The organism is Citrobacter sp. wls827 (genome assembly GCF_005280875.1).
Lineage (GTDB): Bacteria > Pseudomonadota > Gammaproteobacteria > Enterobacterales > Enterobacteriaceae > Citrobacter > Citrobacter youngae.
This window is the reverse complement of sequence record NZ_SZWR01000003.1, coordinates 1-26866: the sequence shown is the minus strand read 5'-3', so window position 1 is coordinate 26866 and position 26866 is coordinate 1. Positions and strand designations below refer to the sequence as shown.

Annotated in this window: 23 protein-coding genes, 1 tRNA gene and 3 pseudogenes; 11 read left to right on the top strand and 16 right to left on the bottom strand. The window is 51.7% G+C overall.

From position 1 onward, the window contains the following. Window positions 1–282: 282 nt before the first annotated feature. Window positions 283–1338: a phosphoporin PhoE gene (phoE, locus tag FDX03_RS02900; protein ID WP_048212528.1), complete on the top strand. Its 1056-nt coding sequence runs from the start codon at window positions 283–285 to the stop codon at window positions 1336–1338. Between the two features lie 56 nt (window positions 1339–1394). On the opposite strand, the pseudogene crl reads toward phoE, so the two are convergent. The 3 genes and pseudogenes from crl to gpt form a co-directional block, all read right to left on the bottom strand. Further along, window positions 1395–1785: pseudogene (gene crl / locus FDX03_RS02895) on the bottom strand (sigma factor-binding protein Crl). Between the two features lie 57 nt (window positions 1786–1842). Continuing rightward, window positions 1843–3087 carry an esterase FrsA gene (gene frsA, locus FDX03_RS02890; protein ID WP_061067342.1) on the bottom strand — a complete coding sequence of 415 codons (1245 nt, stop codon included), beginning with the start codon at window positions 3085–3087 and terminating at the stop codon, window positions 1843–1845. 98 nt (window positions 3088–3185) lie between these two features. Then, entirely contained in the window at window positions 3186–3644 is a 459-nt protein-coding gene (gene gpt / locus FDX03_RS02885) for a xanthine phosphoribosyltransferase (RefSeq protein ID WP_048212530.1), read from the bottom strand. Between the two features lie 261 nt (window positions 3645–3905). Here gpt and pepD point away from each other — a divergent pair, with 261 nt between their 5' ends. Continuing rightward, window positions 3906–5363, top strand: a complete 1458-nt coding sequence (gene pepD / locus FDX03_RS02880; RefSeq protein ID WP_048212531.1) for a cytosol nonspecific dipeptidase — start codon at window positions 3906–3908, stop codon at window positions 5361–5363. Between the two features lie 101 nt (window positions 5364–5464). Here the strand turns inward: pepD and dinB are convergent, their stop codons facing one another. The 3 genes from dinB to lafU form a co-directional block, all read right to left on the bottom strand. After that, window positions 5465–6520, bottom strand: a complete 1056-nt coding sequence (dinB, locus tag FDX03_RS02875; RefSeq protein ID WP_048212532.1) for a DNA polymerase IV — start codon at window positions 6518–6520, stop codon at window positions 5465–5467. 66 nt (window positions 6521–6586) lie between these two features. Next, on the bottom strand, window positions 6587–7234 hold the full coding sequence (locus tag FDX03_RS02870) for a DNA primase (protein ID WP_137345465.1): 648 nt from the start codon (window positions 7232–7234) through the stop codon (window positions 6587–6589). Window positions 7235–7289: 55 nt separating this feature from the next. After that, window positions 7290–8204: a putative lateral flagellar export/assembly protein LafU gene (gene lafU, locus FDX03_RS02865; RefSeq protein WP_197081314.1), complete on the bottom strand. Its 915-nt coding sequence runs from the start codon at window positions 8202–8204 to the stop codon at window positions 7290–7292. Here lafU and FDX03_RS02860 point away from each other — a divergent pair. Next, window positions 8131–9834, top strand: a pseudogene (locus FDX03_RS02860) (flagellar biosynthesis protein FlhA); the annotation flags it as partial. The gene lafU and the pseudogene FDX03_RS02860 sit on opposite strands and share 74 nt — an antisense overlap. A 38-nt stretch (window positions 9835–9872) precedes the next feature. On the opposite strand, the gene FDX03_RS02855 reads toward FDX03_RS02860, so the two are convergent. Next, window positions 9873–10634 carry a C40 family peptidase gene (locus FDX03_RS02855; RefSeq protein ID WP_048212535.1) on the bottom strand — a complete coding sequence of 254 codons (762 nt, stop codon included), beginning with the start codon at window positions 10632–10634 and terminating at the stop codon, window positions 9873–9875. Between the two features lie 349 nt (window positions 10635–10983). On the opposite strand from FDX03_RS02855, the gene dpaA reads away from it, so the two are divergent. Then, window positions 10984–11724, top strand: a complete 741-nt coding sequence (gene dpaA, locus FDX03_RS02850) for a peptidoglycan meso-diaminopimelic acid protein amidase (RefSeq protein ID WP_003843847.1) — start codon at window positions 10984–10986, stop codon at window positions 11722–11724. Here the strand turns inward: dpaA and FDX03_RS02845 are convergent. Beyond that, on the bottom strand, window positions 11695–12462 hold the full coding sequence (locus FDX03_RS02845; protein WP_003031388.1) for a class II glutamine amidotransferase: 768 nt from the start codon (window positions 12460–12462) through the stop codon (window positions 11695–11697). The two genes, dpaA and FDX03_RS02845, sit on opposite strands and share 30 nt — an antisense overlap. A 111-nt stretch (window positions 12463–12573) precedes the next feature. After that, window positions 12574–13155: a D-sedoheptulose 7-phosphate isomerase gene (gene lpcA, locus FDX03_RS02840; protein ID WP_003031390.1), complete on the bottom strand. Its 582-nt coding sequence runs from the start codon at window positions 13153–13155 to the stop codon at window positions 12574–12576. A 239-nt stretch (window positions 13156–13394) separates the two neighbouring features. On the opposite strand from lpcA, the gene fadE reads away from it, so the two are divergent. The 3 genes from fadE to FDX03_RS02825 all read left to right on the top strand — a co-directional run bounded on the left by fadE (window position 13395) and on the right by FDX03_RS02825 (window position 17307). Beyond that, a complete protein-coding gene (gene fadE, locus FDX03_RS02835) occupies window positions 13395–15839 on the top strand; it encodes an acyl-CoA dehydrogenase FadE (protein WP_048212536.1) in 2445 nt (814 codons plus the stop codon). A gap of 109 nt (window positions 15840–15948) precedes the next feature. Then, window positions 15949–16716: an amidohydrolase gene (locus tag FDX03_RS02830; protein ID WP_048212537.1), complete on the top strand. Its 768-nt coding sequence runs from the start codon at window positions 15949–15951 to the stop codon at window positions 16714–16716. Window positions 16717–16896: 180 nt separating this feature from the next. Beyond that, window positions 16897–17307 (top strand): Spy/CpxP family protein refolding chaperone, encoded by a 411-nt coding sequence (locus FDX03_RS02825; RefSeq protein ID WP_101743095.1) that lies wholly within the window; start codon window positions 16897–16899, stop codon window positions 17305–17307. 100 nt (window positions 17308–17407) lie between these two features. On the opposite strand, the gene FDX03_RS02820 is transcribed toward FDX03_RS02825, so the two are convergent. Then, window positions 17408–17484 (bottom strand) — tRNA-Asp (locus FDX03_RS02820). 134 nt (window positions 17485–17618) lie between these two features. Beyond that, window positions 17619–18347: a DNA polymerase III subunit epsilon gene (gene dnaQ, locus FDX03_RS02815; protein WP_075551413.1), complete on the bottom strand. Its 729-nt coding sequence runs from the start codon at window positions 18345–18347 to the stop codon at window positions 17619–17621. Here dnaQ and rnhA point away from each other — a divergent pair. Beyond that, window positions 18301–18879, top strand: a pseudogene (gene rnhA, locus FDX03_RS02810) (ribonuclease HI). The gene dnaQ and the pseudogene rnhA overlap by 47 nt on opposite strands. Here rnhA and FDX03_RS02805 read toward each other — a convergent pair. Next, window positions 18876–19598: a class I SAM-dependent methyltransferase gene (locus tag FDX03_RS02805; RefSeq protein ID WP_115600936.1), complete on the bottom strand. Its 723-nt coding sequence runs from the start codon at window positions 19596–19598 to the stop codon at window positions 18876–18878. The pseudogene rnhA and the gene FDX03_RS02805 overlap by 4 nt on opposite strands. A 33-nt stretch (window positions 19599–19631) precedes the next feature. Here FDX03_RS02805 and gloB point away from each other — a divergent pair, with 33 nt between their 5' ends. Further along, window positions 19632–20387: a hydroxyacylglutathione hydrolase gene (gene gloB / locus FDX03_RS02800; RefSeq protein WP_137345464.1), complete on the top strand. Its 756-nt coding sequence runs from the start codon at window positions 19632–19634 to the stop codon at window positions 20385–20387. Between the two features lie 71 nt (window positions 20388–20458). Further along, window positions 20459–21817 (top strand): murein transglycosylase D, encoded by a 1359-nt coding sequence (gene mltD / locus FDX03_RS02795; RefSeq protein WP_137345463.1) that lies wholly within the window; start codon window positions 20459–20461, stop codon window positions 21815–21817. A gap of 49 nt (window positions 21818–21866) precedes the next feature. Here the strand turns inward: mltD and FDX03_RS02790 are convergent, their stop codons facing one another. From FDX03_RS02790 to FDX03_RS02780, 3 genes are all read right to left on the bottom strand, one after another. Further along, the gene (locus FDX03_RS02790) at window positions 21867–22637 is read right to left on the bottom strand and encodes a class I SAM-dependent methyltransferase (protein ID WP_137345462.1); all 771 of its coding nucleotides are present in this window, start codon (window positions 22635–22637) and stop codon (window positions 21867–21869) included. A 76-nt stretch (window positions 22638–22713) separates the two neighbouring features. Next, entirely contained in the window at window positions 22714–23514 is an 801-nt protein-coding gene (locus FDX03_RS02785) for an endonuclease/exonuclease/phosphatase family protein (protein ID WP_048212545.1), read from the bottom strand. A 131-nt stretch (window positions 23515–23645) separates the two neighbouring features. Continuing rightward, window positions 23646–24821, bottom strand: coding sequence for an MFS transporter (locus FDX03_RS02780; RefSeq protein ID WP_061067294.1), 1176 nt, complete (start codon window positions 24819–24821; stop codon window positions 23646–23648). 104 nt (window positions 24822–24925) lie between these two features. Here FDX03_RS02780 and yafC point away from each other — a divergent pair, with 104 nt between their 5' ends. Beyond that, window positions 24926–25840, top strand: coding sequence for a DNA-binding transcriptional regulator YafC (gene yafC, locus FDX03_RS02775; RefSeq protein WP_137345461.1), 915 nt, complete (start codon window positions 24926–24928; stop codon window positions 25838–25840). A gap of 21 nt (window positions 25841–25861) precedes the next feature. On the opposite strand, the gene dkgB is transcribed toward yafC, so the two are convergent. Further along, the gene (dkgB, locus tag FDX03_RS02770) at window positions 25862–26665 is read right to left on the bottom strand and encodes a 2,5-didehydrogluconate reductase DkgB (protein WP_137345460.1); all 804 of its coding nucleotides are present in this window, start codon (window positions 26663–26665) and stop codon (window positions 25862–25864) included. Window positions 26666–26866 lie beyond the last annotated feature (201 nt).

Sequence of the window (26866 nt, the reverse complement as noted above, 5' to 3'; positions counted from 1 at the left end):
TGCCATTCAAAATTGGGGAAAATGATATCAAACGAACGTTTTAGCAGGACTGGCCCCGGTTGCCAACAGCCAGCGCACAAAGCATGAAATTTTATTGCGCAGGATCAGCAAGCGTAGCGGCAGACTTTGACGCATTTATTACAGACACAAAAAAACATTCTTTTTTAAAAATATTCTTACTTTGTCATAAAACGTTCATTGCCAGACGTTAAAAACCCTCCTGTCTTTTAACGGGGATCACACCCAGTAAATATTAGCGCGTACTTTAAATCAGGAATGAAAATGAAAAAGAGCACTCTGGCATTAGTGGTGATGGGAATTGTTGCATCGGCGTCCGTACAGGCGGCAGAAGTCTATAACAAGAACAGTAATAAACTGGACTTGTATGGCAAAGTCAAAGCGATGCACTACATGACTGATTATGACAGCAAAGACGGCGACCAGAGCTATATCCGCTTAGGTTTTAAGGGCGAAACACAAATTAACGATCAACTGACCGGTTATGGTCGTTGGGAAGCTGAGTTCGCAGGGAATAAAGCGGAAAACGAAACCAATCAGCAAAAAACACGTCTGGCTTTCGCCGGTGTGAAATTAAAAGATTTTGGCTCGTTTGATTATGGTCGTAACCTGGGTGCGCTGTATGACGTGGAAGCCTGGACGGATATGTTCCCGGAATTCGGCGGTGACTCTTCCGCGCAGACCGATAACTTTATGACCAAACGTGCTAGCGGCCTGGCGACCTACCGTAATACCGACTTCTTCGGCGTCGTCGATGGTCTGGACCTTACCCTGCAATATCAGGGCAAAAACCAGGACCGCGATGTGAAGAAACAGAACGGCGACGGCTTTGGTACCTCCGTGACGTATGACTTTGGCGGCAGCGATTTCGCCATCAGTGGTGCGTATACCAACTCCGACCGTACCAATCAGCAGAACCTGCAAAACCGGGGTACTGGCGATAAAGCAGAATCCTGGGCGACAGGTTTAAAATATGATGCCAACGACATTTATCTGGCAACGTTCTATTCTGAAACGCGCAATATGACACCTATTTCCGGTGGCTTTGCTAACAAAACTCAGAACTTCGAAGTGGTTGCTCAGTACCAGTTTGACTTTGGTCTGCGTCCATCCCTGGGTTATGTGCTGTCGAAAGGTAAAGATATTGAAGGCGTAGGTAATGAGGATCTGGTGAATTATATCGACGTGGGCGCAACATACTACTTCAACAAAAATATGTCAGCGTTTGTTGATTATAAAATCAACCAGCTCGATAGCGATAATAAACTGGGCATCAACGATGATGATATCGTGGCCGTCGGTATGGTTTATCAGTTCTGATGTAACATAAAAAATGCCGGATGGGGTTGCGCCGCCATCCGGCATTTTGCTGTTCATTATGCCGTTAATTTAACCGGCTCATCCTTAAAGTCGTCAGCAGGCTCCAGCGCCAGATTCAGCGTCGTTAACAACCCACGCAACTTTTCATGAGGTGTATTCCAGTCGCTCTACCACTTCAGTCTCTTTAATCGGCACGGCGGTCCAGTTGCCATCTTTATCGAACAAACCAAACTGGTAGCTGTACGTAAAGCGTTTCTCCTGCGCTTCCAGCTCCATCCACCAGCCCCAAAATTCACGTTTCTCTGGTGCCGGTTTCACGTTGACGCAAACAGCCAGACAATCGAAAAAGAATCGATTATCTTCGCACTGCCCTTCGCGGATGTACGGGCCAAGCGCGGTGAATTTTTTGATCAATCTACTTTTCGGGTGCCCACTCGGTAACGTCATTGCGATCTCCTTAGGTGAAGCAACTGTTTTACCAAACCAATAAAATTTAGCAATCTATTAACACAATCTATGATTGATCCACCCGGTAATTTCTTGCAGCGCTTTGTCAAAATTGCGATACACCGGGTTGAACGGAACCTCCAGCAGCTTACCGTCAGAAGATGACGACGTAATTAAGCGAGATTCCTCTTCCGGGCTAAACGGATCGTTCTTCCAGAACCCCGAAAGCATTGGCGTCGGGCAGCGTCGCCCCAGCAGCCCTTGTACCTTTAATGAATAACGGTTTAGCTCGACGCGTAGCGCTTCATCGGACGCATCGTGCATCCCCAGACGGCTGGCCAGAACGTCAAGATACATTTCCGGTACTGAAGCCTGACGCTGTGGGTCGCTAAGCAGCGCATGAACCACCGGTCCCAGACAGGCCACAGCCTTCAGGCGCGATGATTCAAGATAGGCCAGGCGTACTGCGACGTTAGCGCCAAAGCGAAAACCGAATGCCGCCACACGGGTGTGATCCACCCAGGGAATATTCGGCAGCGCTTTTAATACGTGCTGGTGCAGCAGGCTGGAATCCTGGGTCAGTTTCCATTTTGACGAGAACCCAACCGACGGCATATCCAGCGTCAGCATGGCGATACCACGCGGAGCGAAATAGCGCTCATACAGGGTGTAGTAGTCGGTTTGCATAGAATCCAGACCACCGCACATCAGCACCGTCGGGAACGGGCCGTCGCCTTTTGGCATGTGCAGGAAGCCGGTTATCGGCGCACCGCCGGCAACGGCAAATTCCATCTCGCGCAATGTACCTGGCAGTCGTTGGGCCGCCTCTTCGTAAGCGCGGTTGGCCAGGGCCTGCGCCTGCTCTGCCAGCTCATCACCTTTTAAATGCGGGTATGCTGCAATGTTGTACAACGTGGAAGCATGCAGCCAGTGGCGTCCGCTCACCTGCGGATCCTCTTCCATAGACGCTTTCTGTTGCCAGTCCATCGCCTGCTTCGCCCACTCGTAGATCCAGTTTCCACCACGATAGCCAATGACCGTATCGTAGAGATCTTTATCCGTGCGTTCGGCTTCGCTCATGACGATACGCGCCTGCACCTCAAGGATTTCACGCGGATCGACCCCACGCCAGATCCACATCAGGCGATTCACCATGCGATACCAGTGCGGGATTGTTTTACCATCCAGAGCGGACTGCACAGATGGCTGCGCGCCGTGGTTAAAACGACGAACTAACGTTGACGTTTCAGGATGTTTGAAGCGGGGTTTAAACAGAACTTCGCTGAGGTTAGCCTGCGACATGATTACGGCCTCCATGAGTACTCACTAAGGCATAGTGTAACCTGACACCGCACAAAAAGAACAACGCCCGACAGTGCGGGCGTTGAAAACTTTTTAGATTAGCGACCAGAGATCGGCGGAACAAATACCACGCCCATATCCCACGGCTGCTCAATCCAGGTATCCTGCGGAATATCAACCACATAGTCATTCACCAGCGGGCGACCAGCCGGCTTAGCGAAGATCGTGACGAAATGCGCTTTAGGATACATTTCGCGGATAGCAACGGCGGTACCACCGGTGTCTACCAGGTCATCGATCACGATGAAACCTTCACCGTCACCTTCCGCACGCTTCAGCACTTTCAGTTCGCGCTGGTTGTCGTGATCGTAGCTGGAGATGCATACGGTATCGACATGGCGAATACCCAATTCACGCGCCAGCAATGCGCCCGGCACCAGACCACCACGGCTAACGGCAATAATGCCTTTCCATTGTTCAGAAGGCATCAGGCGGCTTGCCAGTTTACGTGCATGGACTTGCAACATGTCCCAGGTGACGACGTATTTTTCGCTCATGTGAAGTGTCCCAGCCTGTTTATCTACGGCTAATTAATAAATTGAGGGTGAACCAGGTTGCGCGAGATTATAGAGATCTGACGCACTAAAAACCAGTGTTTCGCGGAATCCGCGCCTCTTTTTGCATGCTTTATACTAGCCGTCAGCGAAGAAAGTGGTATTCTCAATCGCATCGCGCAAGCCTGACTTGTGGTGTTTTTAATTCCGCTAACCCCGTGGCCTGCAAGTCAATTTTGCAGGACATCGCCAAGGAGACTCAACGTGTCTGAACTGTCTCAGTTATCCCCGCAACCGCTGTGGGATATTTTTGCCAAAATCTGTTCTATTCCTCATCCGTCCTACCATGAAGAGCAACTCGCTGAACACATTCTGAGCTGGGCCCAGGAGAAAGGTTTCCACGTCGAGCGCGATCAGGTTGGTAATATCCTGATTCGTAAACCCGCTACCGCTGGCATGGAAAATCGCAAGCCGGTCGTTTTGCAGGCGCACCTGGATATGGTCCCGCAAAAAAATAACGACACCGTGCACGACTTCACCAAAGATCCGATCCAGCCTTATATTGATGGCGAGTGGGTAAAAGCCCGTGGTACCACGCTGGGTGCAGATAACGGTATCGGTATGGCGTCCGCACTGGCGGTACTGGCTGATGACAATGTGGCACACGGTCCGCTGGAAGTGCTGCTGACCATGACCGAAGAAGCGGGCATGGACGGCGCATTTGGTCTGCAGGCGAACTGGCTGCAAGCGGATATCCTGATCAACACCGACTCAGAAGAAGAAGGTGAGATCTATATGGGTTGCGCGGGCGGGATCGACTTTACCTCTAACCTGCCGCTGTCCCGTGAAGCAATCCCGGCTGGCTTCCAGAGCTTTAAGCTGACGTTAAAAGGCCTGAAAGGCGGCCACTCCGGCGGCGAAATCCATGTGGGTCTCGGTAACGCGAACAAGCTACTGGTACGTTTCCTGGCAGGCCACGCTGAAGAGTTAGATCTGCGTCTGGTTGATTTCAACGGCGGTACGCTGCGCAATGCGATTCCGCGTGAAGCCTTCGCCACCCTCGCCGTGGCTGCCGATAAAGTTGATGCGTTAAAAGCGCTGGTCAGCACCTACCAGGAAATCCTGAAAAACGAACTGGAAGCCAAAGAGAAAAACCTGGCGCTGCTGCTGGATGCCGTGACTAACGACAAAGCCGCGCTGACTACCTCGTCTCGCGATAGCTTCATTCGTCTGCTGAATGCCACCCCGAACGGTGTGATCCGCAATTCTGACGTCGCCAAAGGCGTGGTAGAAACCTCGCTGAACGTCGGTGTGGTAACCATGACTGACGATAATGTTCAGATCCACTGTCTGGTTCGCTCGCTGATCGACAGCGGTAAAGACTACGTGGTGAGCATGCTGGATTCACTGGGTAAACTGGCTGGCGCCAAAACCGAAGCCAAAGGCGCGTATCCAGGCTGGCAGCCGGATGCGAACTCTCCGGTTATGCACCTGGTTCGTGAAACCTATCAGCGTCTGTTCAATAAAACGCCAAACATTCAGATCATTCACGCTGGTCTGGAATGTGGCCTGTTCAAAAAACCGTATCCGGAAATGGACATGGTTTCCATCGGGCCAACCATCACCGGTCCACACTCCCCGGATGAGCAGGTTCATATCGAAAGCGTCGGCCACTACTGGCGGCTTCTGACTGAACTGCTGAAGTCTATTCCGGCGAAGTAAGTCTGCGCTAAATGCCGGATGGCGCTGTGCTTATCCAGCCTACAAGCAGATTTGTAGGCCGGATAAAGCGTTTAACGCCACCATCCGGCAATACATCAACGTCAAAGCCCCAACAATAACTGCCTTTCTATTTGTGGATCGAGCAGCGTGACATGTAATCCCACCAGCCTCACGCCTCGCCCTCCCCGACGCGCTTCCCAGGTTTTGTGTGCCGTCGCAATTAAGTCGTCTTTATTTAAGCGCGGCCAGACGTGCTCCTGCGTGGTCTGCTGAAAATCATTAAACTTGAGTTTTATCCCCTGGCGGGCGATCAGCAGATCCGGCTTGACCTTTGCCAGACGCCGTTCCAGTTCAGGATAGAGCCGCTCAATAATCGCTTCGCACTCTGACCACTGATGAATATCTTCCGCCAGCGTCCGCTCGACGCCGACGGATTTACGCAGCCGCTCGTTGTTGACGTCCCGCTCGTCAATCCCCTGGCTGCGCTCCCACAACACGCGGCCAAACTTACCAAAACGTTTGAGCAGCGTAGCCAGGTCGTATTTTTGAACATCTTCGCAGGTACGCAATCCCATTGATTCCAGCTTAGCGGCGGAGACTTTGCCGACGCCGGGAATTTTCCCCAACGGCAACGTTTTGAGAAATTCAGGGACATCAGCAGGGGTTATCACATATTGCCCGTTGGGTTTATTGAGATCGGAGGCGATTTTTGCCAGGAATTTAACCGGCGCAATCCCGGCAGAGGCGGTGAGCTGTAGTTCGTTGAAGATCGTCTGGCGGATCTCCTGGGCGATCAGCGTCGCGGAGCCGTGGCAATGAATGCTGTCGGTGACATCCAGGTAGGCTTCATCCAGCGAAAGCGGTTCGATGAGTGAGGTGTAGCGGGAGAAGATCGCCTGAATCTGGCGAGAGGCCTCTTTGTAAGCCTCGTAACGACCGGGTAACAGGGTAAGATGCGGGCACAGCTTTAACGCCATTCCGGTTGGCATCGCGCTGCGCACGCCAAATTTACGCGCCGGATAATTGGCCGTGCTGATAACTCCCCGGCGTTCACGACTACCGCCAATGGCAATGGGAATGTCACGCAGGGCGGGATTATCACGCATCTCCACCGCCGCGAAAAAGCAGTCCATATCGACATGTATGATTTTGCGCATGACTCACCTCTCACAACACTGTTTAAGTATACAGTATTTTTACGATATGAGAAGTCTGTACCTCTGCTACGTCAGTGCGGGTCCATTCATCACAAAGCGCGCATCACACAGATAACGCACAATGTCTTTTGGCGCATGGTCGGCGGGATTTCCTGCCGTACTGACAAACAACTTATTCACTTTGCGCACATTTGCCCGCAAAAGTTTTTCAATCGTCATCAGACGAAAGGCATCATCCTCGACGCAGAACAGCTCGTAGTCACCCAGGCGCTCTCCACAGATTTCACAGTGGTTCATCCAATAACGTAGTCCGGTCGTTTTACTTTTATCCAGGTAGTAATTGCTGGCTTTGATGTTCTTTTTTATCTCTTCCGGCAGCGTGTTGATATGGAACAAAAATGTATTGCGCCGCACGGACACCCATCTTTTATCATCCTGATTTTGTTTGATAAACCGGGTAAGCATCACACCATGAATATACGTGGGCTGATGGCAATTCCAGCATTGCATTTTCGACGTAATAACCAGGTAATAAGGAGCCACAATATTAAAATTGTCCGTCGCGTAAACATGCTCGCGCAGCGTCTCATTTAACTCATGAGGTTCGGCGTACCAGATACCTGAAACCGGGTCGAAATGCGCCCCCTGACAAGCCACATCGGTGACGTTATCAGTATGAATATCCAATGGAATAATATGGGCTATATCTATCATATTGCCTTCCTGCGGGATAATTTGCCCCCACATTGCGTGGGGGCGGAGAACAGAATTAATGCGTGGCGGGAGCAGAGGGTTGACGTAAAGAAGTCACCTGCTTTTGCTTGTCCAGCTTATCAACCAGCGGCTGAACCACTTTCTCGCCGTGCTGACCAAAATATTGATACAGCGTATCGGAAGCACTTTGCGTTAACACCATGATCTCAATACGACGGTTGCCTGCGCTTTCCGGGTTTTTCGCATCCAGCAGCATTTGGTCCGCCATGGCGCTAACCTGCATGACTTTATCCTGCGGCATGCCGGCGTCTTCCAGCACGCGTCGTGCTGACAAAGCACGGTCGCCAGAGAGGTTCCAGTTGTTGTAAATGTTGCTCTTATAGCTCATCGCATCCGTATGGCCGGTGATGATTATCTTGTTGTCCAGCGAGTCAAACACGGGGGCCAGCGCAACCAGCAGCGATTTAAAGAACGGCATAATTTTGGCGCTACCGCGTTCAAACATATTCCGGTTCTGGTCATCTTTAATCAGCACGCGCAGCCCCTGAGGAACAATCTCCATCTCAAGGTTGGTTTCCATATGCGCATTGCGGGCGATGACGTTAATGTCGGTCGCCAGCTCACCCAATTCACGGGCTGATTTTTGCTTCAGCAGCACCGCTTTTTCATTCACATCCAGCGCTTTTTTGGCGTTATCTTCGGTGATTTTCGCCGTCTCTTGCGGGTTAACCGTTTTATCCAGCTTGTTGCGCGTGACGTTTTTCTTCTGCGCGCCTGGCGCTATCGGCTGTTTGCCGAGCTTGTTTAACGGTGCCATGCCGCCACCGTTAAAAATAGACTGTCCATGCAGCGCCGCGACGATGTTTTCACGATCGGCCTTACTGACGCTGTTCACAATTAACTTTATCGTGGTTACTAAGGGTGCCGAGCGTATCTCCGAAGTTTCGGCCCGCTTTACGCTGGACGCCATGCCCGGCAAGCAGATGGCGATCGACGCCGATCTGAACGCGGGGCTGATTAATCAGGCCCAGGCGCAGGCCCGACGTAAAGATGTGGCGGGCGAAGCGGATTTCTATGGCGCAATGGACGGCGCGTCGAAGTTCGTGCGCGGTGATGCCATCGCCGGGATGATGATTCTGGCCATCAACCTGATCGGCGGGGTCTGTATCGGTATTTTTAAATACGATTTAAGCGCTGAAGCCGCCTTCCAGCAATATGTCCTGATGACCATCGGTGACGGCCTGGTCGCCCAGATCCCCTCTCTGCTGCTATCGACGGCAGCGGCAATTATCGTTACTCGCGTGAGCGACAGCGGCGATATCGCCACCGACGTTCGTAGCCAATTGCTGGCAAGCCCCTCCGTACTTTATACCGCCACCAGCATCATGTTTGTCCTGGCAGTGGTACCGGGAATGCCGCATTTCCCGTTCCTGGTATTCAGCGCCCTGCTGGGGTTTACCGCCTGGCGTATGAGCAAGCGCCCGAAGGTGGCGGAGACCGAAGAAAAAAATCTTGAGACGCTGACCAAAACCATCGTTGAAACCACCGAGCAACAGGTCAGTTGGGAAACCATCCCCTTAATTGAGCCAATCAGCCTGAGCCTGGGGTACAAACTCGTGGCGTTGGTGGACAAGTCCAAAGGGAATCCGCTCACTCAACGTATTCGCGGCGTGCGACAGGTTATCTCAGACACCAACGGCGTGCTGCTGCCGGAAATTCGCATCCGCGAAAACTTCCGTCTGAAACCGACCCAGTACGCCATTTTTATCAATGGGATCAAGGCTGATGAGGCCGATATTCCCTCAGATAAGCTGATGGCACTGCCCTCCAGTGAAACCTACGGTGAGATCGATGGTGTTTTAGGCCACGATCCGGCCTACGGTATGCCGGTCACGTGGATTGTCCCGGCGCAAAAAGCCAAAGCGTTAAATATGGGGTACCAGGTTATCGATAGCGCCAGCGTTATTGCGACGCATGTGAATAAGGTCATTCGCAGCTATATTCCCGACCTGTTTAACTACGATGATATTACGCAACTGCATAACCGCCTCTCTTCAATGGCACCTCGCCTGGCGGAAGATCTGAGCGCAGCGCTGAATTACAGCCAGCTATTGAAGGTTTACCGGGCACTGCTGGTTGAAGGCGTGCCGCTGCGCGATATCGTCACCATTGCCACCGTCCTGGTCGCCAGTAGCGCCGTCACCAAAGATCATATTCTGTTAACGGCCGATGTGCGTCTGGCGCTTCGTCGCAGTATTACCCATCCGTTTGTGCGCAAAGATGAACTGGCGGTGTACACGCTGAATAATGAGCTGGAGAATCTGCTGGCTAATGTGGTGAATCAGGCGCAGCAAAGCGGCAAAGTAGTGCTCGATAGCGTACCGGTCGATCCGAATATGCTCAATCAGTTCCAGACCAATATGCCGCAGATTAAAGAACAGATGAAAGCGGCGGGTAAAGAGCCGGTGCTGTTGGTCGCACCGCAGCTTCGTCCTCTGCTCGCGCGTTATGCCCGCCTGTTTGCACCGGGTTTGCAGGTACTGTCTTATAACGAAGTTCCGGATGAGCTGGAATTAAAAATCATGGGGGCGCTGAGTTAACCCGTGGCAAGGCGGTGCCATTCGCACCGCCTTATTGATTACAGAATGGTATTTTCCGTCAGAATACGACGGGCGCCGAGATAATGATCCTGCCAAAAGTCATCGGATAAATGACTCACCCGAATAGTTTCTCCCGTACGCGGCGATTCAATAAATTGCCCCTGTCCCAGGTAGACCCCCATATGATCGGCAATATCCCGGCTGTGAATATGAAAGAACAATAAATCACCACGACGAAGGTCGCGATTGGCGACGATGGTCGCCCGCCGGTAGTGATACATTTCATTCGCCGTACGCGGCAATTTTGCCGCCAGGATTTTGTTGTAGGCATAAAAAATCAGCCCACTGCAGTCAAAGCCTTGATCCGGGCTGGTCCCGCCCCACAAATAGGGTTTACCTAACTGCTGCTCAAGACGGTGGATTGCCACTTCGGTCATGTTGTGCAGATGGTCGCTGCTGAGAAAATGGTCATTCTCCGCCAGCTCCTGCCAGCGATGATCGCTCGCTTTCAGCGGCCCAGGGAACCACTCCGGGTGCTGTTTAATCAGCGTCCTGTTCTGCTGGCGCAGCGCGCTTTTACTTTGCGCATTACCTACCACCACATAACTTGCCTGCTTTTTTACCTGCGCGTGGTATTGCTTCAGCAGCCGGGCACGATTACGCATGCGCATTTGCGCCGCATAGCTTAGATGGGCGTCAGATAAGAGGGGCTGAACTTTGGCGACAGACGGTGATGACAACACAACACACAAAGACAGCAGACCCGGCAAAAAGCGTCGGGGTGCAGAGACAAAAGACATGAAAACAAAAATACCTAATCAAACACGTTCGGCGCAGTCTACCGCTATTGCCGGGTATTCCATTTTAATATTCGATTATTAAATTATTAATTTTTTAAATTCAATACATTAGAAATTCTGCACTAAAAAGACTCAATGACGTTCGCTAACCTGCAAAATACGCCGGTGTCTGACAGACTTTAAGCACAATTTTCCGTATAAAGAAAATCTAAAGTGTAAACGCAGCACGAGAGACTTGCGAAAAACTCTCTGGGTGATAATGTGAGCGCTCCAGATCCAGATTTATCCGATTTGGGGACTCTTTTTGCCGTCCTGGCGTGTGTAATCGTTTTATCAAGGAATAAGCAGTATGCGTAAAATCGCATTTTTTCTTGCGATGCTTTTATTGCCGTGCGTTTCGTTTGCCGGTTTGCTGAGCAGCAGCAGCCCGACCACGCCTGTCAGCAAAGAATATAAGCAGCAATTAATGGGCTCCCCTGTCTATATTCAGATCTTCAAAGAAGAGCGAACGTTGGATCTGTACGTCAAGATGGGCGAACAGTATCAATTGCTCGACAGCTATAAGATCTGCAATTATTCCGGCGGCTTAGGGCCGAAACAGCGTCAGGGTGATTTCAAAAGTCCGGAAGGGTTTTACAGCGTACAGCGTGGACAGCTGAAACCGGATAGCCGCTTCTACAAAGCGATTAACATTGGTTTCCCTAACGCCTACGACCGCGCACACGGTTATGAAGGTAAATACCTGATGATCCACGGTGCCTGCGTTTCCGTCGGCTGCTACGCGATGACCGATAACGGCATTGATGAGATTTTCCAGTTTGTCACCGGCGCGCTGGTGTTTGGGCAGTCCAGTGTGCAGGTCAGCATTTATCCGTTCCGTATGACCGACGCCAACATGCAGCGTCATAAGTTCTCGTATTACAAAGAGTTCTGGTCGCAACTAAAACCGGGATACGATTACTTCGAACAAACGCGTAAGCCACCAACTGTTTCCGTCGTCGATGGCCGTTATGTTATCAGCAAGCCGTTGAGTCACGAAGTCGTTCAGCCACAGCTGGCATCAAACTACGCGCTCCCCGAGACAAAATAATGCCCACTCGCCTGGCATAATCTTTTGCCAGGTTTCATTGCCGGTTAACGGCTGTGTGGCAATCACGGTGACCACATCATTGGGTGTGGTCTCTGAGCTAAAATCAATCTCCACATCCTGATCCAGCAACGTCGCTACGCCAAATGGCGCACGCCGCGTGATCCAAAACAGGTTGGTCGAACAGAAGGCCATCACATAACGCCCGTCAGATAGCAGCATGTTGAAGACGCCCTTCTCCCGCAGTTCACCTGCCAGCATCGCGATATATTTAAATACTGCCGTCATATTGCCAGGCGTGCGTGGATAACGCTCGGTCAGTTTATGCAGCAGCCAGCAAAACGCTTTTTCGCTGTCGGTTTCGCCGACCGGACGGAAATTACCAGTTTCCAGCGATTTATAGCCGCTGAGCTGGCCGTTATGGGCGTATGTCCAGTTACGTCCCCACAGCTCTCGCGTAAATGGGTGGGTATTTTCCAATGCCACTTCGCCACGGTTCGCCTGACGAATATGGGCAATCACAGAACAGGATTTGATGGGATAGTCTTGTACCAGTTTGGCGATAGGCGAATTAAAGCTGGGTTGCGGATCTTTAAACGTACGGCAGCCCTTACCTTCATAAAACGTAATACCCCAGCCGTCTTTGTGCGGACCGGTACCTCCGCCGCGCTGAACCAGCCCGGTGAAGCTAAAGCAGATATCGGTTGGCACATTGGCGCTCATCCCGAGCAGTTCGCACATACATCACCTACCTTAAAACCGTGAACTGCCTGATGGCGCTGCGCTTATCAGGCCTACGTGGCGCTCATGTAGGCCGGATACGGCTTCAGCCACCATCCGGCAATCGTCTTCTTATGGTTTAACCATCTCTTTTTCGATCAACTGGATCAGGATATGAATCACTTTGATATGAATTTCCTGAATACGGTCAGCGTAGCCAAAGTGCGGCACGCGAATTTCAATATCTGCACTGCCGGCCATTTTACCGCCATCTTTGCCGGTCAGGGTGATGACTTTCATTCCCTTCTCACGCGCCGCAGCAATCGCTTTAATCACGTTACCGGAGTTACCCGAAGTGGAGATGCCTAACAGGACATCGCCCTCGCGGCCCACGGCTTCCACGTAGCGGGAGAATACATAATCGTAACCGAAATCGTTGCTGACGCAGGAGATATGGCTGACGTCAGAGATAGCGATCGCCGGGTAGCCCGGACGGTTTTCGCGATAGCGTCCGGTCAGCTCTTCGGCGAAGTGCATCGCGTCGCAATGGGAGCCGCCGTTACCGCAAGAAAGTACCTTACCGCCGGCTTTGAAGCTGTCTGCCAACAGGACCGCCGCGCGTTGAATGGCGTGAATATTGGCGTCATCTTTAAGAAAATTAGCCAGCGTTTCCGCCGCTTCGCTCAGTTCGTTACGAATAAGATCCTGGTACATGAGGATATCCTTCAGCATGAATGTAAATGACAAGATGCAGTGTACCGGATAGCGCTACCAGCGAGAAGTACAAGCCACAGGAATGGCTGTCGCTTTTGATTTTTTGTGCCGGTTAAAACAACAACAATGTGAGCTTTGTTGTAATTATTTTGTAAACACATTGCTAAAAGAATTCACATCCACTACAACCATATCATCACAAGTGGTCAGACCTCCTACAAGCAAGGGAGCTTTTCGTTATGATGATTTTGAGTATTATCGCTACGGTTGTTCTGCTCAGCGTTCTGTTTTATCACCGCGTGAGCTTATTCCTCAGCAGCTTAATTTTGCTCGCCTGGACGGCCGCGCTTGGCGTGGCTGGCCTGTGGTCAGTCTGGCTGCTGGTTCCTCTGGCCATTATCCTCGTACCGTTTAACTTTACGCCGATGCGCAAATCCATGATCTCTGCGCCGGTGTTCCGCGGTTTCCGTAAAGTCATGCCGCCGATGTCACGCACCGAGAAAGAAGCGATTGATGCCGGTACGACCTGGTGGGAAGGCGACCTGTTCCAGGGCAAGCCAGACTGGAAAAAACTGCATAACTATCCTCAGCCGCATCTGACTGCTGAAGAACAAGCGTTTATTGATGGCCCGGTGGAAGAAGCCTGCCGCATGGCGAACGACTTCCAGATAACCCACGAACTCGCGGATCTACCGCCGGAGCTGTGGGCGTATCTGAAAGAACACCGCTTCTTCGCAATGATCATTAAGAAAGAATACGGCGGGCTGGAATTCTCCGCCTATGCTCAGGCTCGCGTTCTGCAGAAACTCTCCGGCGTTTCCGGTATCCTGGCGATCACCGTTGGCGTACCTAACTCATTAGGCCCAGGCGAACTGCTGCAGCATTACGGCACCGAAGAGCAGAAGAACCATTACCTGCCGCGTCTGGCACGTGGTCAGGAGATCCCATGCTTTGCCCTGACCAGTCCGGAAGCGGGTTCCGATGCAGGCGCGATCCCTGATACCGGTGTGGTTTGTATGGGCGACTGGCAGGGGCAGCAGGTGCTGGGGATGCGCCTGACCTGGAACAAACGCTATATCACGCTGGCACCTATCGCTACCGTACTGGGTCTGGCATTTAAACTCTCCGACCCGGAAAAACTGCTGGGTGGCGAAGAAGATCTTGGCATTACCTGTGCGCTGATCCCAACCTCAACGCCAGGCGTACAAATTGGACGTCGTCACTTCCCGCTGAACGTGCCGTTCCAGAACGGCCCGACGCTGGGCAAAGATGTCTTTGTTCCAATTGATTACATCATCGGTGGTCCGAAAATGGCCGGTCAGGGCTGGCGCATGCTGGTGGAATGTCTGTCCGTAGGACGCGGTATTACCCTGCCCTCTAACTCGACGGGCGGCGTGAAATCGGTCGCAATGGCCACCGGTGCGTATGCGCACATTCGTCGCCAGTTCAAAATCTCTATTGGTAAGATGGAAGGTATTGAAGAGCCGTTGGCACGTATTGCGGGTAACGCCTACGTGATGGACGCTGCGGCGTCGCTGATAACCTACGGTATTATGCTGGGTGAAAAACCGGCGGTGCTGTCGGCCATCGTGAAGTATCACTGTACTCACCGTGGGCAGCAGTCAATCATCGATGCAATGGATATCACTGGCGGTAAAGGCATTATGCTTGGGGAAAGCAACTTCCTCGCCCGTGCTTATCAAGGTGCGCCAATCGCTATTACCGTTGAAGGTGCCAACATTCTGACCCGTAGCATGATGATCTTCGGTCAGGGTGCGATTCGCTGCCATCCGTATGTTCTCGAAGAGATGGCGGCGGCGCAGAGTAACGATGTGAATGCCTTCGACAAACTGCTGTTCAAACACATTGGTCACGTCGGCAGTAACAAAGTGCGTAGCTTCTGGCTTGGCCTGACGCGTGGTTTAACCAGCAGCACGCCAACCGGCGATGCGACCAAACGTTACTACCAGCACCTGAACCGTCTGAGCGCCAACCTGGCACTGCTTTCGGATGTGTCCATGGCCGTACTGGGCGGTAGCCTGAAGCGCCGTGAACGTATCTCCGCGCGTCTGGGCGATGTGTTAAGTCAGCTGTATCTGGCCTCCGCGGTGCTGAAGCGTTATGACGATGAAGGCCGTAATGAAGCAGACCTGCCGCTGGTCCACTGGGGCGTTCAGGATGCGTTGTACAAAGCGGAACAGGCGATGGACGATCTGCTGAAAAACTTCCCGAACCGTCTGGTCGCAGGCTTGCTTAATGTGGTTATCTTCCCTACCGGTCGCCACTACCATGCACCGTCTGACAAATTGGATCATAAAGTCGCGAAGATTTTGCAGGTTCCAAGCGCCACCCGTTCTCGTCTTGGTCGCGGTCAGTACCTGACGCCAAGCGAACACAACCCGGTTGGCTTACTGGAAGAGGCGCTGCTGGATGTGATTGCAGCCGACCCTATCCACCAGCGAATCTGCAAAGAGCTGGGTAAAAACCTGCCGTTTACCCGCCTGGATGAACTGGCGCACAATGCGCTGGCCAAAGGGCTGATTGATAAAGACGAAGCCGCAATTCTGGTGAAAGCCGAGGCGAGTCGTCTGCGCAGCATCAACGTGGATGACTTTGAACCCGAGGCGCTGGCGACTCAGCCGGTAAAGTTGCCAGAGAAGGTGCGTAAGGTCGAAGCAGCATAACGCTAACGCACAACGTTCAGCCCCGCTCAATGCGGGGCTTTTTATTGCCACATTTTCGTTAAGGCTCATGCTACAGTGTCAAAATGCTGTTCAACGAGGAGCCTCGATCGTGCCAGGTTTAAAAATTACGCTGCTGCAACAACCGCTGATCTGGATGGATGGCCCGGCCAACCTGCGCCATTTCGACCGCCAACTGGAAACCGTCACCGGGCGTGACGTTATTGTGTTGCCCGAGATGTTTACCAGCGGATTTGCGATGGAAGCGGCAAACAAATCGTTGCCGCAAGAGGAAGTTGTAAGCTGGATGCGTAGCAAAGCGCAGCAGACGAATGCCCTGATAGCAGGTAGCGCGGCGATACAGTCTGAACGGGGGCCGGTGAATCGTTTTTTGCTGGTTGAACCCGAAGGCACCGTGCATCTCTATGACAAACGCCATCTGTTCCGCATGGCGGATGAGCATCAGCATTATCAGGCAGGTGAAGAGCGCATCATCTTTGAATGGCGTGGTTGGCGCATTCTGCCGTTGGTCTGTTATGACTTGCGTTTTCCGGTGTGGTCGCGTAACCGCAACGACTACGACCTCGCCTTGTATGTGGCTAACTGGCCCGCACCGCGCTCGCTGCACTGGCAGATTCTGCTCACCGCACGGGCGATTGAGAACCAGGCTTATGTAGCAGGATGTAACCGCGTGGGCACTGACGGTAACGGCCATCATTATCGCGGTGACAGCCGGGTGATTAATCCGCAGGGTGAGATTATTGCCACCGCCGAGCCGCATCAGGCCACACGTATTGACGCTGAGTTGTCACTCTCGGCGCTACGCGAGTATCGCGAGAAGTTTCCCGCCTGGCAGGATGCTGACGCTTTCATCCTGTAGAGTTTGCCTTCCCTCCCGCCACGGACCATGTATCCACGGCGGGATTGTTTCACTCCGTAACCAACCGCAAAACAAATTCGCGTGGCGACATGCATCGGGCAACGTATTCTGCAAGGGATAATCACTCGTCACCAGCGAGTGGCAGACAATGTCGATAATTCCCTTATCAGGATTTCAATAATGAAAAACTTCGTACGCATGACTTTGCTGGCAGTTACCGTGGCTGGCGCTTCTTTTAGCTCGCTTGCAGCAACCACATCTAATGTTCCGGCTCCGGCCCAGGATCCGGTCGTTCAACACCTTAAGTTGACCAACGACCAGGTGGCGCAGATTAAAAAACTGCACCAGCAGCTTGAAACCAATGTCGGTCAGATTTCAGTGAAAGACGTTAAAGACGGCGCGCTAATTGACGTCATCAAGTCCGGGAAATGGGATGAAGCAGCCGTCAAAAAACAGCTTTCGGCGTTCAGCAACATCGAACAACAGGCGCGTTATTACCGCGTGAAATACTACTTTGACCTGAACAAAGTGCTGACCCCAGAACAGCGCCAGCAGGTGCAAAAAGATATCGCACAGACGCTGAGCGAGTAACAGCAAGGCCTGCAATAACATATGGTTGCAGGCTTTTATTTTTTTGGGCAGTAAAAACGACGAAAGCCTGAATCATTTCTGATTCAGGCTTTCTGAATAGTGGCGGAATGGACGGGACTCGAACCCGCGACCCCCTGCGTGACAGGCAGGTATTCTAACCAACTGAACTACCACTCCGCGTTGTGTTCCGCTTGGGAACGAAGCGAATATTACGGATTGCCTCGCGCCTCGTCAACGCTTTTTCTCACGTTTTTTAATCGTTTGCTGCAAAAATCACCCGAATGACCATTTCTGTACTGTAAATACCAGAACTAGGCCCGCCAGAGGCAACTTCCGCCCTTCTTCTGTACCAGGTCAAGGCGCGACTCATGGGCTGCCAGCTCTTCATCAGTGGCGAAAACAACGCGTAATTTACTGGACTGACGCACAATGCGCTGGATCCCCGTATCATTCTGCTGCTGGCTGTCACCTTCCATTGAGAACGCCATGGTGGTCTGCCCACCGGTCATCATCAGATAAACGTCGGCCAGAATCTGGGCATCGAGCAATGCGCCGTGCAGGGTACGCTTGCTGTTGTCTATCTCATAGCGCGAGCATAACGCATCAAGGCTGTTACGCTTGCCAGGAAACATTTTCCTCGCCAACGCCAGGCTATCGGTCACTTTACAGAAGGTGTTCGTCTTCGGGATATCGCGATGGAGTTTCGCGAATTCGTAATCCATAAAGCCGATATCAAACGATGCGTTATGGATAACCAGCTCCGCGCCACGGATATAGTCGAGAAACTCATCGGCAACATCGGCGAACGTGGGTTTATCAAGCAGGAATTCATCGGCGATTCCGTGTACGCCAAACGCTTCCGGGTCCACCAGCCGATCCGGCTTCAGGTAAACGTGGAAGTTATTTCCGGTCAGGCGGCGGTTCACCACTTCAACCGCACCGATCTCAATGATCTTGTGGCCTTCGTAGTGGGCGCCAATCTGGTTCATACCGGTGGTTTCGGTATCGAGGACTACCTGTCGTGTAATTCCAGTGCTCATAACGGTCATTTATGTCAGACTTATCGTTTGATTTCGATTTGCTAAAACAGGAAGTCTACCAGAGATGCTTAAACAGGTAGAAATTTTCACCGACGGTTCATGCCTGGGAAATCCAGGGCCAGGTGGTTACGGGGCGATTTTACGCTATCGCGGGCGCGAAAAAACCTTTAGCGAAGGCTACAACCTCACTACCAATAATCGCATGGAGCTGATGGCGGCAATCGTTGCGCTGGAAGCCCTGAAAGAACAGTGTGAAGTGATACTCAGCACGGACAGCCAGTATGTGCGTCAGGGCATTACGCAGTGGATCCACAACTGGAAAAAGCGCGGCTGGAAAACCGCAGATAAAAAACCAGTGAAAAACGTCGATCTGTGGAAACGTCTGGATGCCGCGCTGGGACCTCATCAAATCAAATGGGAATGGGTTAAAGGGCACGCGGGTCATCCGGAAAACGAACGCTGCGATGAGCTTGCTCGTGCTGCGGCAATGAGTCCCACCCAGGATGATGTTGGGTATCAGGCAGAGTCTTAAGCATCTGGCTTGCGGTATTGTCGGGTGGCCCCAACGGCCTGGCGGATGCGTGCCTTACTCTTACTTTGTTTCATCGGATTGAGCGTAAGCGGAATTGTTCGCTTGCGCGCGACAACCAACTGCAAACAGCCTAGTGCCGGAATATGCGCACTTAACATTTTACCGCCCTGCTTCGCCCAGGGCAGTACGTGGAACCGGCTATAGTGCAGCACCTCAAAATTCAGCAAAGAGAGCCAATCCAACTGGCGCATCAGGGTAAACATCCGGCTGTTGTAAGGCGGTGTTTTACGTAGCACTGGCACCAGCTTACGCAACCCCATCAGGCTAACCGGGTTAAACCCGCTCAGTATTAACCAGCCATCATCAATCAGTACCCGGTCGGCTTCACGCAATAAGCGATGCGGATCGGCGCACCACGGTAGTGTATGCGCCAACAGGCAAACATCCACGGATTTATCGGCAAAAGGAAGGTGTAAAGGATCGGCTGTGACCTGCATGGGCGAACCCTGCAAAGAAACATTTACCTGATGAGAAACCGCGCACGCTTCAGAATCGATTTCTGCGCTTAAATTACCAATCTTAAGCAGATGAAAACCGTACATTTTTGCGAACCACGGATTAAGCTGATGTTCCAGCGCCTCACGATAGTGTTCGCCCCAGGGCATATCATCCCAGCTAACGGGCGCTACGACAGTTTGAGGGATCCTTGCCGGTTTCATCACAACCTTCCGTTACGCATTGAGAGGTAATTTATGAATCTTAACAGTATTCCCGCATTTCAGGACAATTACATCTGGGTCCTGACAAATAATGAAAATCGTTGCCTGATTGTTGATCCGGGCGAAGCCGCTCCCGTTTTGAAAGCCATTGCAGAATATCACTGGGTGCCAGAGGCCATTCTCCTCACCCATCACCATCAGGATCACGTCGGCGGTGTGAAAGAACTTTTGCAACATTTCCCACAATTAGTGGTTTACGGACCGGCTGAAACGCAAGATAAGGGAACGACCCATATAGTCGAAGATGGCGATATTGCACTCGTTTTGGGGCATGAATTTAGGGTAATTGCTACTCCGGGTCACACTTTAGGACATATCTGTTACTTTAGCCATCCTTACTTATTTTGTGGTGACACACTCTTTTCTGGCGGTTGCGGTCGACTTTTCGAAGGCACAGCAACCCAAATGTATCAATCACTTAATAAATTAAGTGCGCTTCCTGATGATACATTGATCTGCTGCGCCCATGAGTACACATTAGCAAACATGAAGTTTGCCTTAAGCATTCTGCCGCACGATTCGTTTATTAATGATTATTATCGTAAAGTTAATGAGTTACGGGTAAAAAAACAAATGACGCTACCCGTAATTCTGAAAAATGAGCGACGAAATAATCTTTTTTTAAGAACAGAAGATATTGATTTAATTAACGAAATAAACAAAGAAACAATATTGCAACAACCTGAAGAGCGTTTTGCATGGTTAAGGTCAAAGAAAGATACGTTCTGACAATTCCGGGTTGCCTTTTGAAAACTTCGCCGTTATGATCGGTCGTCTTTTAAGCAACTATTGACACACACATGAAGGCAAAAGCGATATTACTCGCCTCTGTCCTGCTTGTTGGGTGCCAGAATACTGGTAACGTCCAACAGCACGCACAGAGCCTTTCTGCAGCTGGTCAAGGGGAAGCAGGAAAGTTTACAAGTCAGGCGCGATGGATGGACGATGGAACATCTATCGCTGCTGATCAGGATTTGTGGGCTTTCATTGGTGACGAGCTAAAGATGGGAATTCCGGAAAACAACCGGATTCGCGAACAAAAACAGAAGTATTTACGCAATAAGAGCTATCTCCACGATGTAACTTTACGGGCAGAGCCGTATATGTACTGGATAGCCGGGCAAGTTAAGAAACGTAACATGCCTATGGAACTGGTACTACTACCCATAGTGGAGAGCGCTTTTGATCCTCACGCAACGTCTGGCGCCAATGCCGCAGGTATTTGGCAGATCATTCCGAGCACGGGGCGCAATTATGGTTTAAAACAGACCCGCAATTATGATGCACGTCGCGACATTGTGGCTTCCACCACTGCCGCGCTGGACATGATGCAGCGTCTGAACAAGATGTTTGATGGCGACTGGCTGCTGACTGTTGCCGCGTATAATAGCGGTGAAGGTCGTGTCATGAAGGCAATCAAAACGAACAAAGCTCGTGGTAAACCCACTGACTTCTGGTCGTTGCCATTGCCTCAGGAAACGAAGCTATACGTGCCCAAAATGCTGGCATTGAGCGATATACTCAAAAACAGCAAACGCTATGGCGTACGTCTGCCAACAACAGATGAAAGCCGCGCGTTGGCACGTGTTCGCCTGAACAGCCCGGTTGAGATGGCTCAGGTTGCCGATATGGCGGGTATTTCCGTCAGCAAGCTGAAGACCTTCAATGCAGGTGTGAAAGGCTCCACGTTGGGTGCCAGCGGTCCGCAATACGTGATGGTACCAAAGAAGCATGCAGAGAAGCTGCGTGAGTCTTTGGCTTCCGGCGAAATTGCAGCCGTACAGTCAACGCTGGTTGCGGATAACACGCCGCTGAACAGCCGTAGCTACAAAGTTCGCTCTGGCGATACGCTTTCCGGCGTCGCTGCACGTCTTGGCGTGAGCACGAAGGATCTGCAGCAGTGGAATAATCTGCGTGGATCATCGCTGAAAGTGGGCCAAAGCCTGACCGTAGGTGCGGGTACCAGCGCGCAGCGGTTGGCTAATAACAGCGATAGCATCACCTATCGTGTGCGTAAAGGCGACTCGCTGTCGAGCATTGCCAAACGCCACGGGGTTAACATCAAGGATGTGATGCGCTGGAACAACGATACGGACAATCTGCAGCCAGGCGATCAGCTCACGTTGTTTGTGAAAAACAACGGCATGCCGGACTCCTGATAGCATTGTAGAAATGAAGGCACTGGCTTCCCCCCAGTGCCTTTTTTATTTATCCCGCTTTATGCGCCTCAACCATGATCGTGTCGCTGGTAAACGAGCCATCTTCCTGCAACGCAAAGTAGGTTTTCACTTCAACAGAAGCACTCTGTTGGTAAACACGAATCGCGCCGCTCAACGCTGCAGGCGTGCGCATCCGCGCCACCCACGAACTGAACTCCAGCGGCAGACGGTCAGTTAACAACGTATCGGCAATCAGATTGGCATCATTGATTAACGACAACCACTCTCCGCTGGAATAGTTGCGTACGTGTGAGGTATCACGTAACGCCTCCACGGTTTGCAACCAGATATCACGGACCGGATGGCCTGGCGACATCACATCCATCACAATCAGCACACCGCCGGGCTTCAGAACGCGGTTCACTTCCCTCAGCGCGCGCCCGACATCATGCCAGTGATGCGCTGAATAGCGGCTAATCACCACATCAAAAGCGCAATCGCTGAACGGCAGGCTCTCTGCGTATCCCTGTCGCGTGGTGATATTATCCAGACCTCGGTCTTTTGCCGCCTCAGCAACCACTTCAAGCATCTGCGACGATAAATCATAAGCCACGACCTGCTGTACGTGTTGTGCGGCCACAAAGCTGGCGTGCCCCGCTCCACATCCCATATCCAATACGCGGGCCTGTGGAAATGCCGACAACCTTTCCGCCAGACGTTGCAAGTCACGACCAGAGGCATGCACAGCACTGGTTAAATAGGCATTTGCCTGAGAGCCAAACTGTTTTTCGACGTTGTCATGATGAGAGCGTGTTGTCATTGTGTTGTCCTTCGGTTGTTGTGAAAAATGAAGGGCAACCATCACAGGCCTGCCCTACGGCAGACCTGACACACCGTTATTGTTCAGGTTTGCCGGGACTGAATTCAACGAGTAGTGGGTTGTGGTCAGATGCGCGGGTGACCAGCACAGAGGCTTCACTCACGTTCAGACCGCGATAGAACACAAAATCGAGAGGACGACCAAACGCGCGGCGGCGCTGATCGTCAGTAAAGCGTACCTGGCGCAGTGACATTTCACGCGCAAAGCGGTACAGCGCATTCATCCGTCGACGGCTCCAGGCATTAAAATCGCCGGCCATGATCACCGGACCGCTGTGATGAGCAATCTGATCGCCAATCGGAAGTAACTGCTTGCTATAGACATCAACGCCAAGGCTAAAGTTAACCGCGTGGATATTCACCACCATTAATAGCCGAGTGTCAGGCAATGGGTACACCGTCACCAGCGCCGATTTCGCCAGCCGTAAAATCGGCTCACGCTCGCGCAATGGGCAGCAGTAAACGGGGTGGGCGGAGGAAAGCGTCATGACGCCAGAGGGATGCTGAGGCAGCACAAAGGCCGGAACCTGATCGGCAGCAAGATAGTTAGCGGTCGCAAACTGCACCAGTTCTGGCGTGGTTTGCGCTTCCTGCAATAACACCAGATGCGCGTCTTTGCCAAAATTCTTCAACACCGACTGCCATTCTGCCCGTTGTTGCTTAAAAATATTCCACACCAGCACGCGAATGCGATCTTCACTGCTTAACGGCACGCCTGCAGGTAATGCCTGGCCGATATGCGCAAATGACCCAGGCGGTAAAATCCGCTCAACGGGCTGTCCGGCAACATAGCGCATGGCATAGGTGTTTTTTCGCACTTTAGACTTTCAAACCTCTATAACGTCAACCAGCCCGCAGCCGGACTGGTTCTTCTGTTATAGGGACTTTAGCACTCACTTTCAACGAACAATTACAGTTTGTTTTGTAAGTGGGTACTTACATCAATGAATTATCCCAATACTACCCGCGCCGGTTTATCCAGGCGACCGCTGATACTCATCAGTAAAAAAGCGACCAGAACAATCAGCGCGCCAATCCACGGAGTCTGTGCTAAACCATAATGCTCTACCGTTTGTCCGCCAATTACAGAGCCAAGCGCAATGCCAATATTAAACGCAGCAATATTCAGACCTGATGCCACATCCACCGCATTTGGGGTAAATTGTTCCGCTTTCTGTACCACGTAAACCTGCAACCCCGGTACGTTACCAAAGGCAAAGATCCCCATCACCAAAATGGTAGCCAGCGCGGCGTACTGCGTGGAGGCCGTCAGTTGGAAAACCATCAGCAGAACAAACAGCGCGGCGAAGATAAATTTCAGCGCCGGGACAGCACCATGTTTATCCGCCAGCTTACCTCCCCAGATATTACCGATAGCGACCGATACGCCATAGCCCAGTAAGATCCAGCTTACCGCTGCCGGCGAAAAGCCAGCCAGGTCCTGCATCATAGGAGCCAGGAAGGTGAATGCAGTGAAGACACCACCGTAACCCAGTGCCGTAACCGCGTAGATAAGCAACAGGCGCGGATGGGTTAACACCTTTACCTGATCACGAATGCTGGCGGCCGCCCGACCCGGAATGTTGGCCGGGATCAGCAGTTGGCTGCTAATCAGTGCAATCACACCCAACAGAGATACAGCAAGGAAAGTCTCGCGCCAGCCAAAGTGCTGACCGATAAACGTACCCAACGGCACGCCCGTCACCAGCGCCACCGTTAAGCCGCCAAACATAATGGCGATGGCGGAAGCGGCTTTCTCTTTTGGCACCAGGCTTGTCGCGATGGTAGAACCAATCGAGAAGAATACGCCGTGTGCCAGGCCTGTCAGCAGGCGGGCGACAATGAGTGTCATATACCCGGGTGCCTGCCATGCCAGCAAATTCCCCGCCGTAAACAGAACCATCAGCGCAACCAACAGTTGCTTACGTGGCAGACGTCCGGTCAGGGCAGTCAATACTGGCGCCCCGATCGCGACACCCAGCGCATAGATTGAAACCAGCATCCCGGCAGAAGGTAAAGAGATCGCCAGTTGTTCAGCAATGGTCGGCACCAGGCCGACAATCACAAATTCAGTCGTGCCAATAGCGAAGGCACTTATTGTGAGTGCAAATAAAGCGAGAGGCATAAATAGCTCCATATCATCAATAATCAGATGACACGTAGTATGCCGGGATGTTTTAATGACAAAAATATTCAAAATCTCAATATAATTTTGCTTCAGGTGCAAAAATGAAAGCGACATCCGATGAACTTGCGATTTTTGTAGCCGTAGTTGAAAGCGGTAGCTTTAGCCGGGCGGCAGAACAGCTTGGACAAGCCAATTCCGCGGTCAGTCGGGCAGTAAAAAAGCTGGAGATGAAACTGGGCGTCAGTTTGCTGAATCGTACAACCCGACAGCTAAGCCTGACTGAAGAAGGAGAGCGTTACTTCAGACGTGTGCAGCAGGTACTGCAGGAAATGGCAGCTGCAGAAATGGAAATCATCGAGTCGCGTAATACTCCGCGCGGTCTGCTACGTATCGATGCGGCAACACCGGTGATGTTGCATTTCCTGATGCCCCTGATCAAACCTTTCCGTGAGCGCTATCCCGAGATGACGTTGTCGCTGGTTTCCTCAGAGACATTTATCAATCTTATTGAACGAAAAGTGGATGTTGCGATACGTGCCGGTGCCTTGACTGACTCAAGTCTGCGCGTACGTCCACTCTTTACCAGCTACCGCAAGATTATTGCTTCACCTGACTATATTGCCCGCTTCGGTAAGCCAGAGACTGTTGAAGAGTTAAAGCAGCACCTGTGTCTGGGGTTTTCTGAACCCATTTCGCTCAATACATGGCCCATTGCCTGTAGTGACGGACAATTACATGAGGTTGAGTGCGGCCTGTCTTCGAACAGTGGCGAAACGCTGAAGCAGCTTTGCCTGAACGGCAACGGTATTGCTTGTCTTTCAGATTATATGATTGATAAGGAGATCGCTCAGGGTAAGCTGGTCGAATTGATGGCGGATAAACGACTGCCAGTCGAGATGCCTTTCAGCGCGGTGTATTACAGCGATCGTGCCGTCAGTACTCGTATTCGGGCATTCATCGATTTTTTAAGTGAATATATAAGAACAGCTCCCGAAGGAGCTGTAAAAGAGGGTTAAAGGCACAGAGGGGTCAGGCAATTAATCCCACTCAGGCGCCAGACCTTCCGGGCTAACCAGGCGGTCGTTGCAATCCAGAGCAGCGATTGCCGCTTTGTCTTCCGCATCAAGGTGCAGTTCCAGCGCCAGCAGGTTGCTTGCCAGGTTTTCACGCTTGGTAGAAGAAGGGATCACAGAGTAACCTTCCCCCATCGCCCATGCCAGAATCACCTGGGCCGGCGTCGCGTTATGTTTAGCCGCAATGCCAGCAATCACTTCATCTTTCAGCGCCTTACCGTAAGCCAGCGTCATGTATGAGGTGATGTGGATACCGTGCTCTTTCGCCCAGTCAACAACCTTACGGCTTTGCAGATATGGAGATAACTCAATCTGGTTAGTCGCAATATTCTCTGCACCCACAGCAGCAATAGCTTTTTCCATCAATGGGATAGTGAAGTTAGAGATACCAATTTCACGAGTCAGCCCTTGCTCTTTAGCTTCGAGCAATGCTTGCATAAACTCTTCAACAGAGACGGCATCTCCTGGAGATGGCCAGTGGATCAGCGTCAGATCAACATAATCTGTGCGCAGTTTCTTCAGGCTTTCTTTCAGACTTGGGATCAGTTTTTCTTTGCTGAGATTTTCAATCCAGATCTTGGTGGTGATGTACAGTTCGTTACGCGGTACGCCGCTTTCGGCAATCGCCTGACCAACAGCCGCTTCATTATCATAGATTTGTGCAGTGTCGACAGCACGGTAGCCCAGATCAAGCGCCGTTTTAACAGAAGCGATAACCACGTCGTCTTTCAGGCGGAAAGTACCTAAACCAAATGCAGGGATTGTCATAGAATTCCTCTTTTTAATCACAATGTTCGTTAACTGAGGGGATTATGACCTTCTGCTCTTTATAGAAAAAGAGCGAACAATGCAGAGGATTTTTGCGAATTCAGCAATAATAAAGTTACAGGCAAAGAAAAAGCCCTGAGCAAATGCTCAGGGCTCTTAATAAGTGGCGGAACGGACGGGACTCGAACCCGCGACCCCCTG

Coding starts and splice junctions, on each gene's coding strand:
- lpcA (WP_003031390.1), bottom strand. CDS start 13,155: ATGTACCAGGATCTTATTCGTAACGAACTGAGCGAAGCGGCGGAAACG.
- FDX03_RS02805 (WP_115600936.1), bottom strand. CDS start 19,598: ATGAAACCGGCAAGGATCCCTCAAACTGTCGTAGCGCCCGTTAGCTGG.
- FDX03_RS02845 (WP_003031388.1), bottom strand. CDS start 12,462: ATGTGCGAACTGCTCGGGATGAGCGCCAATGTGCCAACCGATATCTGC.
- FDX03_RS02855 (WP_048212535.1), bottom strand. CDS start 10,634: ATGTCTTTTGTCTCTGCACCCCGACGCTTTTTGCCGGGTCTGCTGTCT.
- dnaQ (WP_075551413.1), bottom strand. CDS start 18,347: ATGAGCACTGGAATTACACGACAGGTAGTCCTCGATACCGAAACCACC.
- lafU (WP_197081314.1), bottom strand. CDS start 8,204: ATGGCGTCCAGCGTAAAGCGGGCCGAAACTTCGGAGATACGCTCGGCA.
- dkgB (WP_137345460.1), bottom strand. CDS start 26,665: ATGACAATCCCTGCATTTGGTTTAGGTACTTTCCGCCTGAAAGACGAC.
- gpt (WP_048212530.1), bottom strand. CDS start 3,644: ATGAGCGAAAAATACGTCGTCACCTGGGACATGTTGCAAGTCCATGCA.
- dpaA (WP_003843847.1), top strand. CDS start 10,984: ATGCGTAAAATCGCATTTTTTCTTGCGATGCTTTTATTGCCGTGCGTT.
- FDX03_RS02825 (WP_101743095.1), top strand. CDS start 16,897: ATGAAAAACTTCGTACGCATGACTTTGCTGGCAGTTACCGTGGCTGGC.
- dinB (WP_048212532.1), bottom strand. CDS start 6,520: ATGCGCAAAATCATACATGTCGATATGGACTGCTTTTTCGCGGCGGTG.
- phoE (WP_048212528.1), top strand. CDS start 283: ATGAAAAAGAGCACTCTGGCATTAGTGGTGATGGGAATTGTTGCATCG.
- yafC (WP_137345461.1), top strand. CDS start 24,926: ATGAAAGCGACATCCGATGAACTTGCGATTTTTGTAGCCGTAGTTGAA.
- FDX03_RS02780 (WP_061067294.1), bottom strand. CDS start 24,821: ATGCCTCTCGCTTTATTTGCACTCACAATAAGTGCCTTCGCTATTGGC.
- gloB (WP_137345464.1), top strand. CDS start 19,632: ATGAATCTTAACAGTATTCCCGCATTTCAGGACAATTACATCTGGGTC.
- FDX03_RS02790 (WP_137345462.1), bottom strand. CDS start 22,637: ATGACAACACGCTCTCATCATGACAACGTCGAAAAACAGTTTGGCTCT.
- FDX03_RS02870 (WP_137345465.1), bottom strand. CDS start 7,234: ATGATAGATATAGCCCATATTATTCCATTGGATATTCATACTGATAAC.
- mltD (WP_137345463.1), top strand. CDS start 20,459: ATGAAGGCAAAAGCGATATTACTCGCCTCTGTCCTGCTTGTTGGGTGC.
- frsA (WP_061067342.1), bottom strand. CDS start 3,087: ATGTCGCAGGCTAACCTCAGCGAAGTTCTGTTTAAACCCCGCTTCAAA.
- fadE (WP_048212536.1), top strand. CDS start 13,395: ATGATGATTTTGAGTATTATCGCTACGGTTGTTCTGCTCAGCGTTCTG.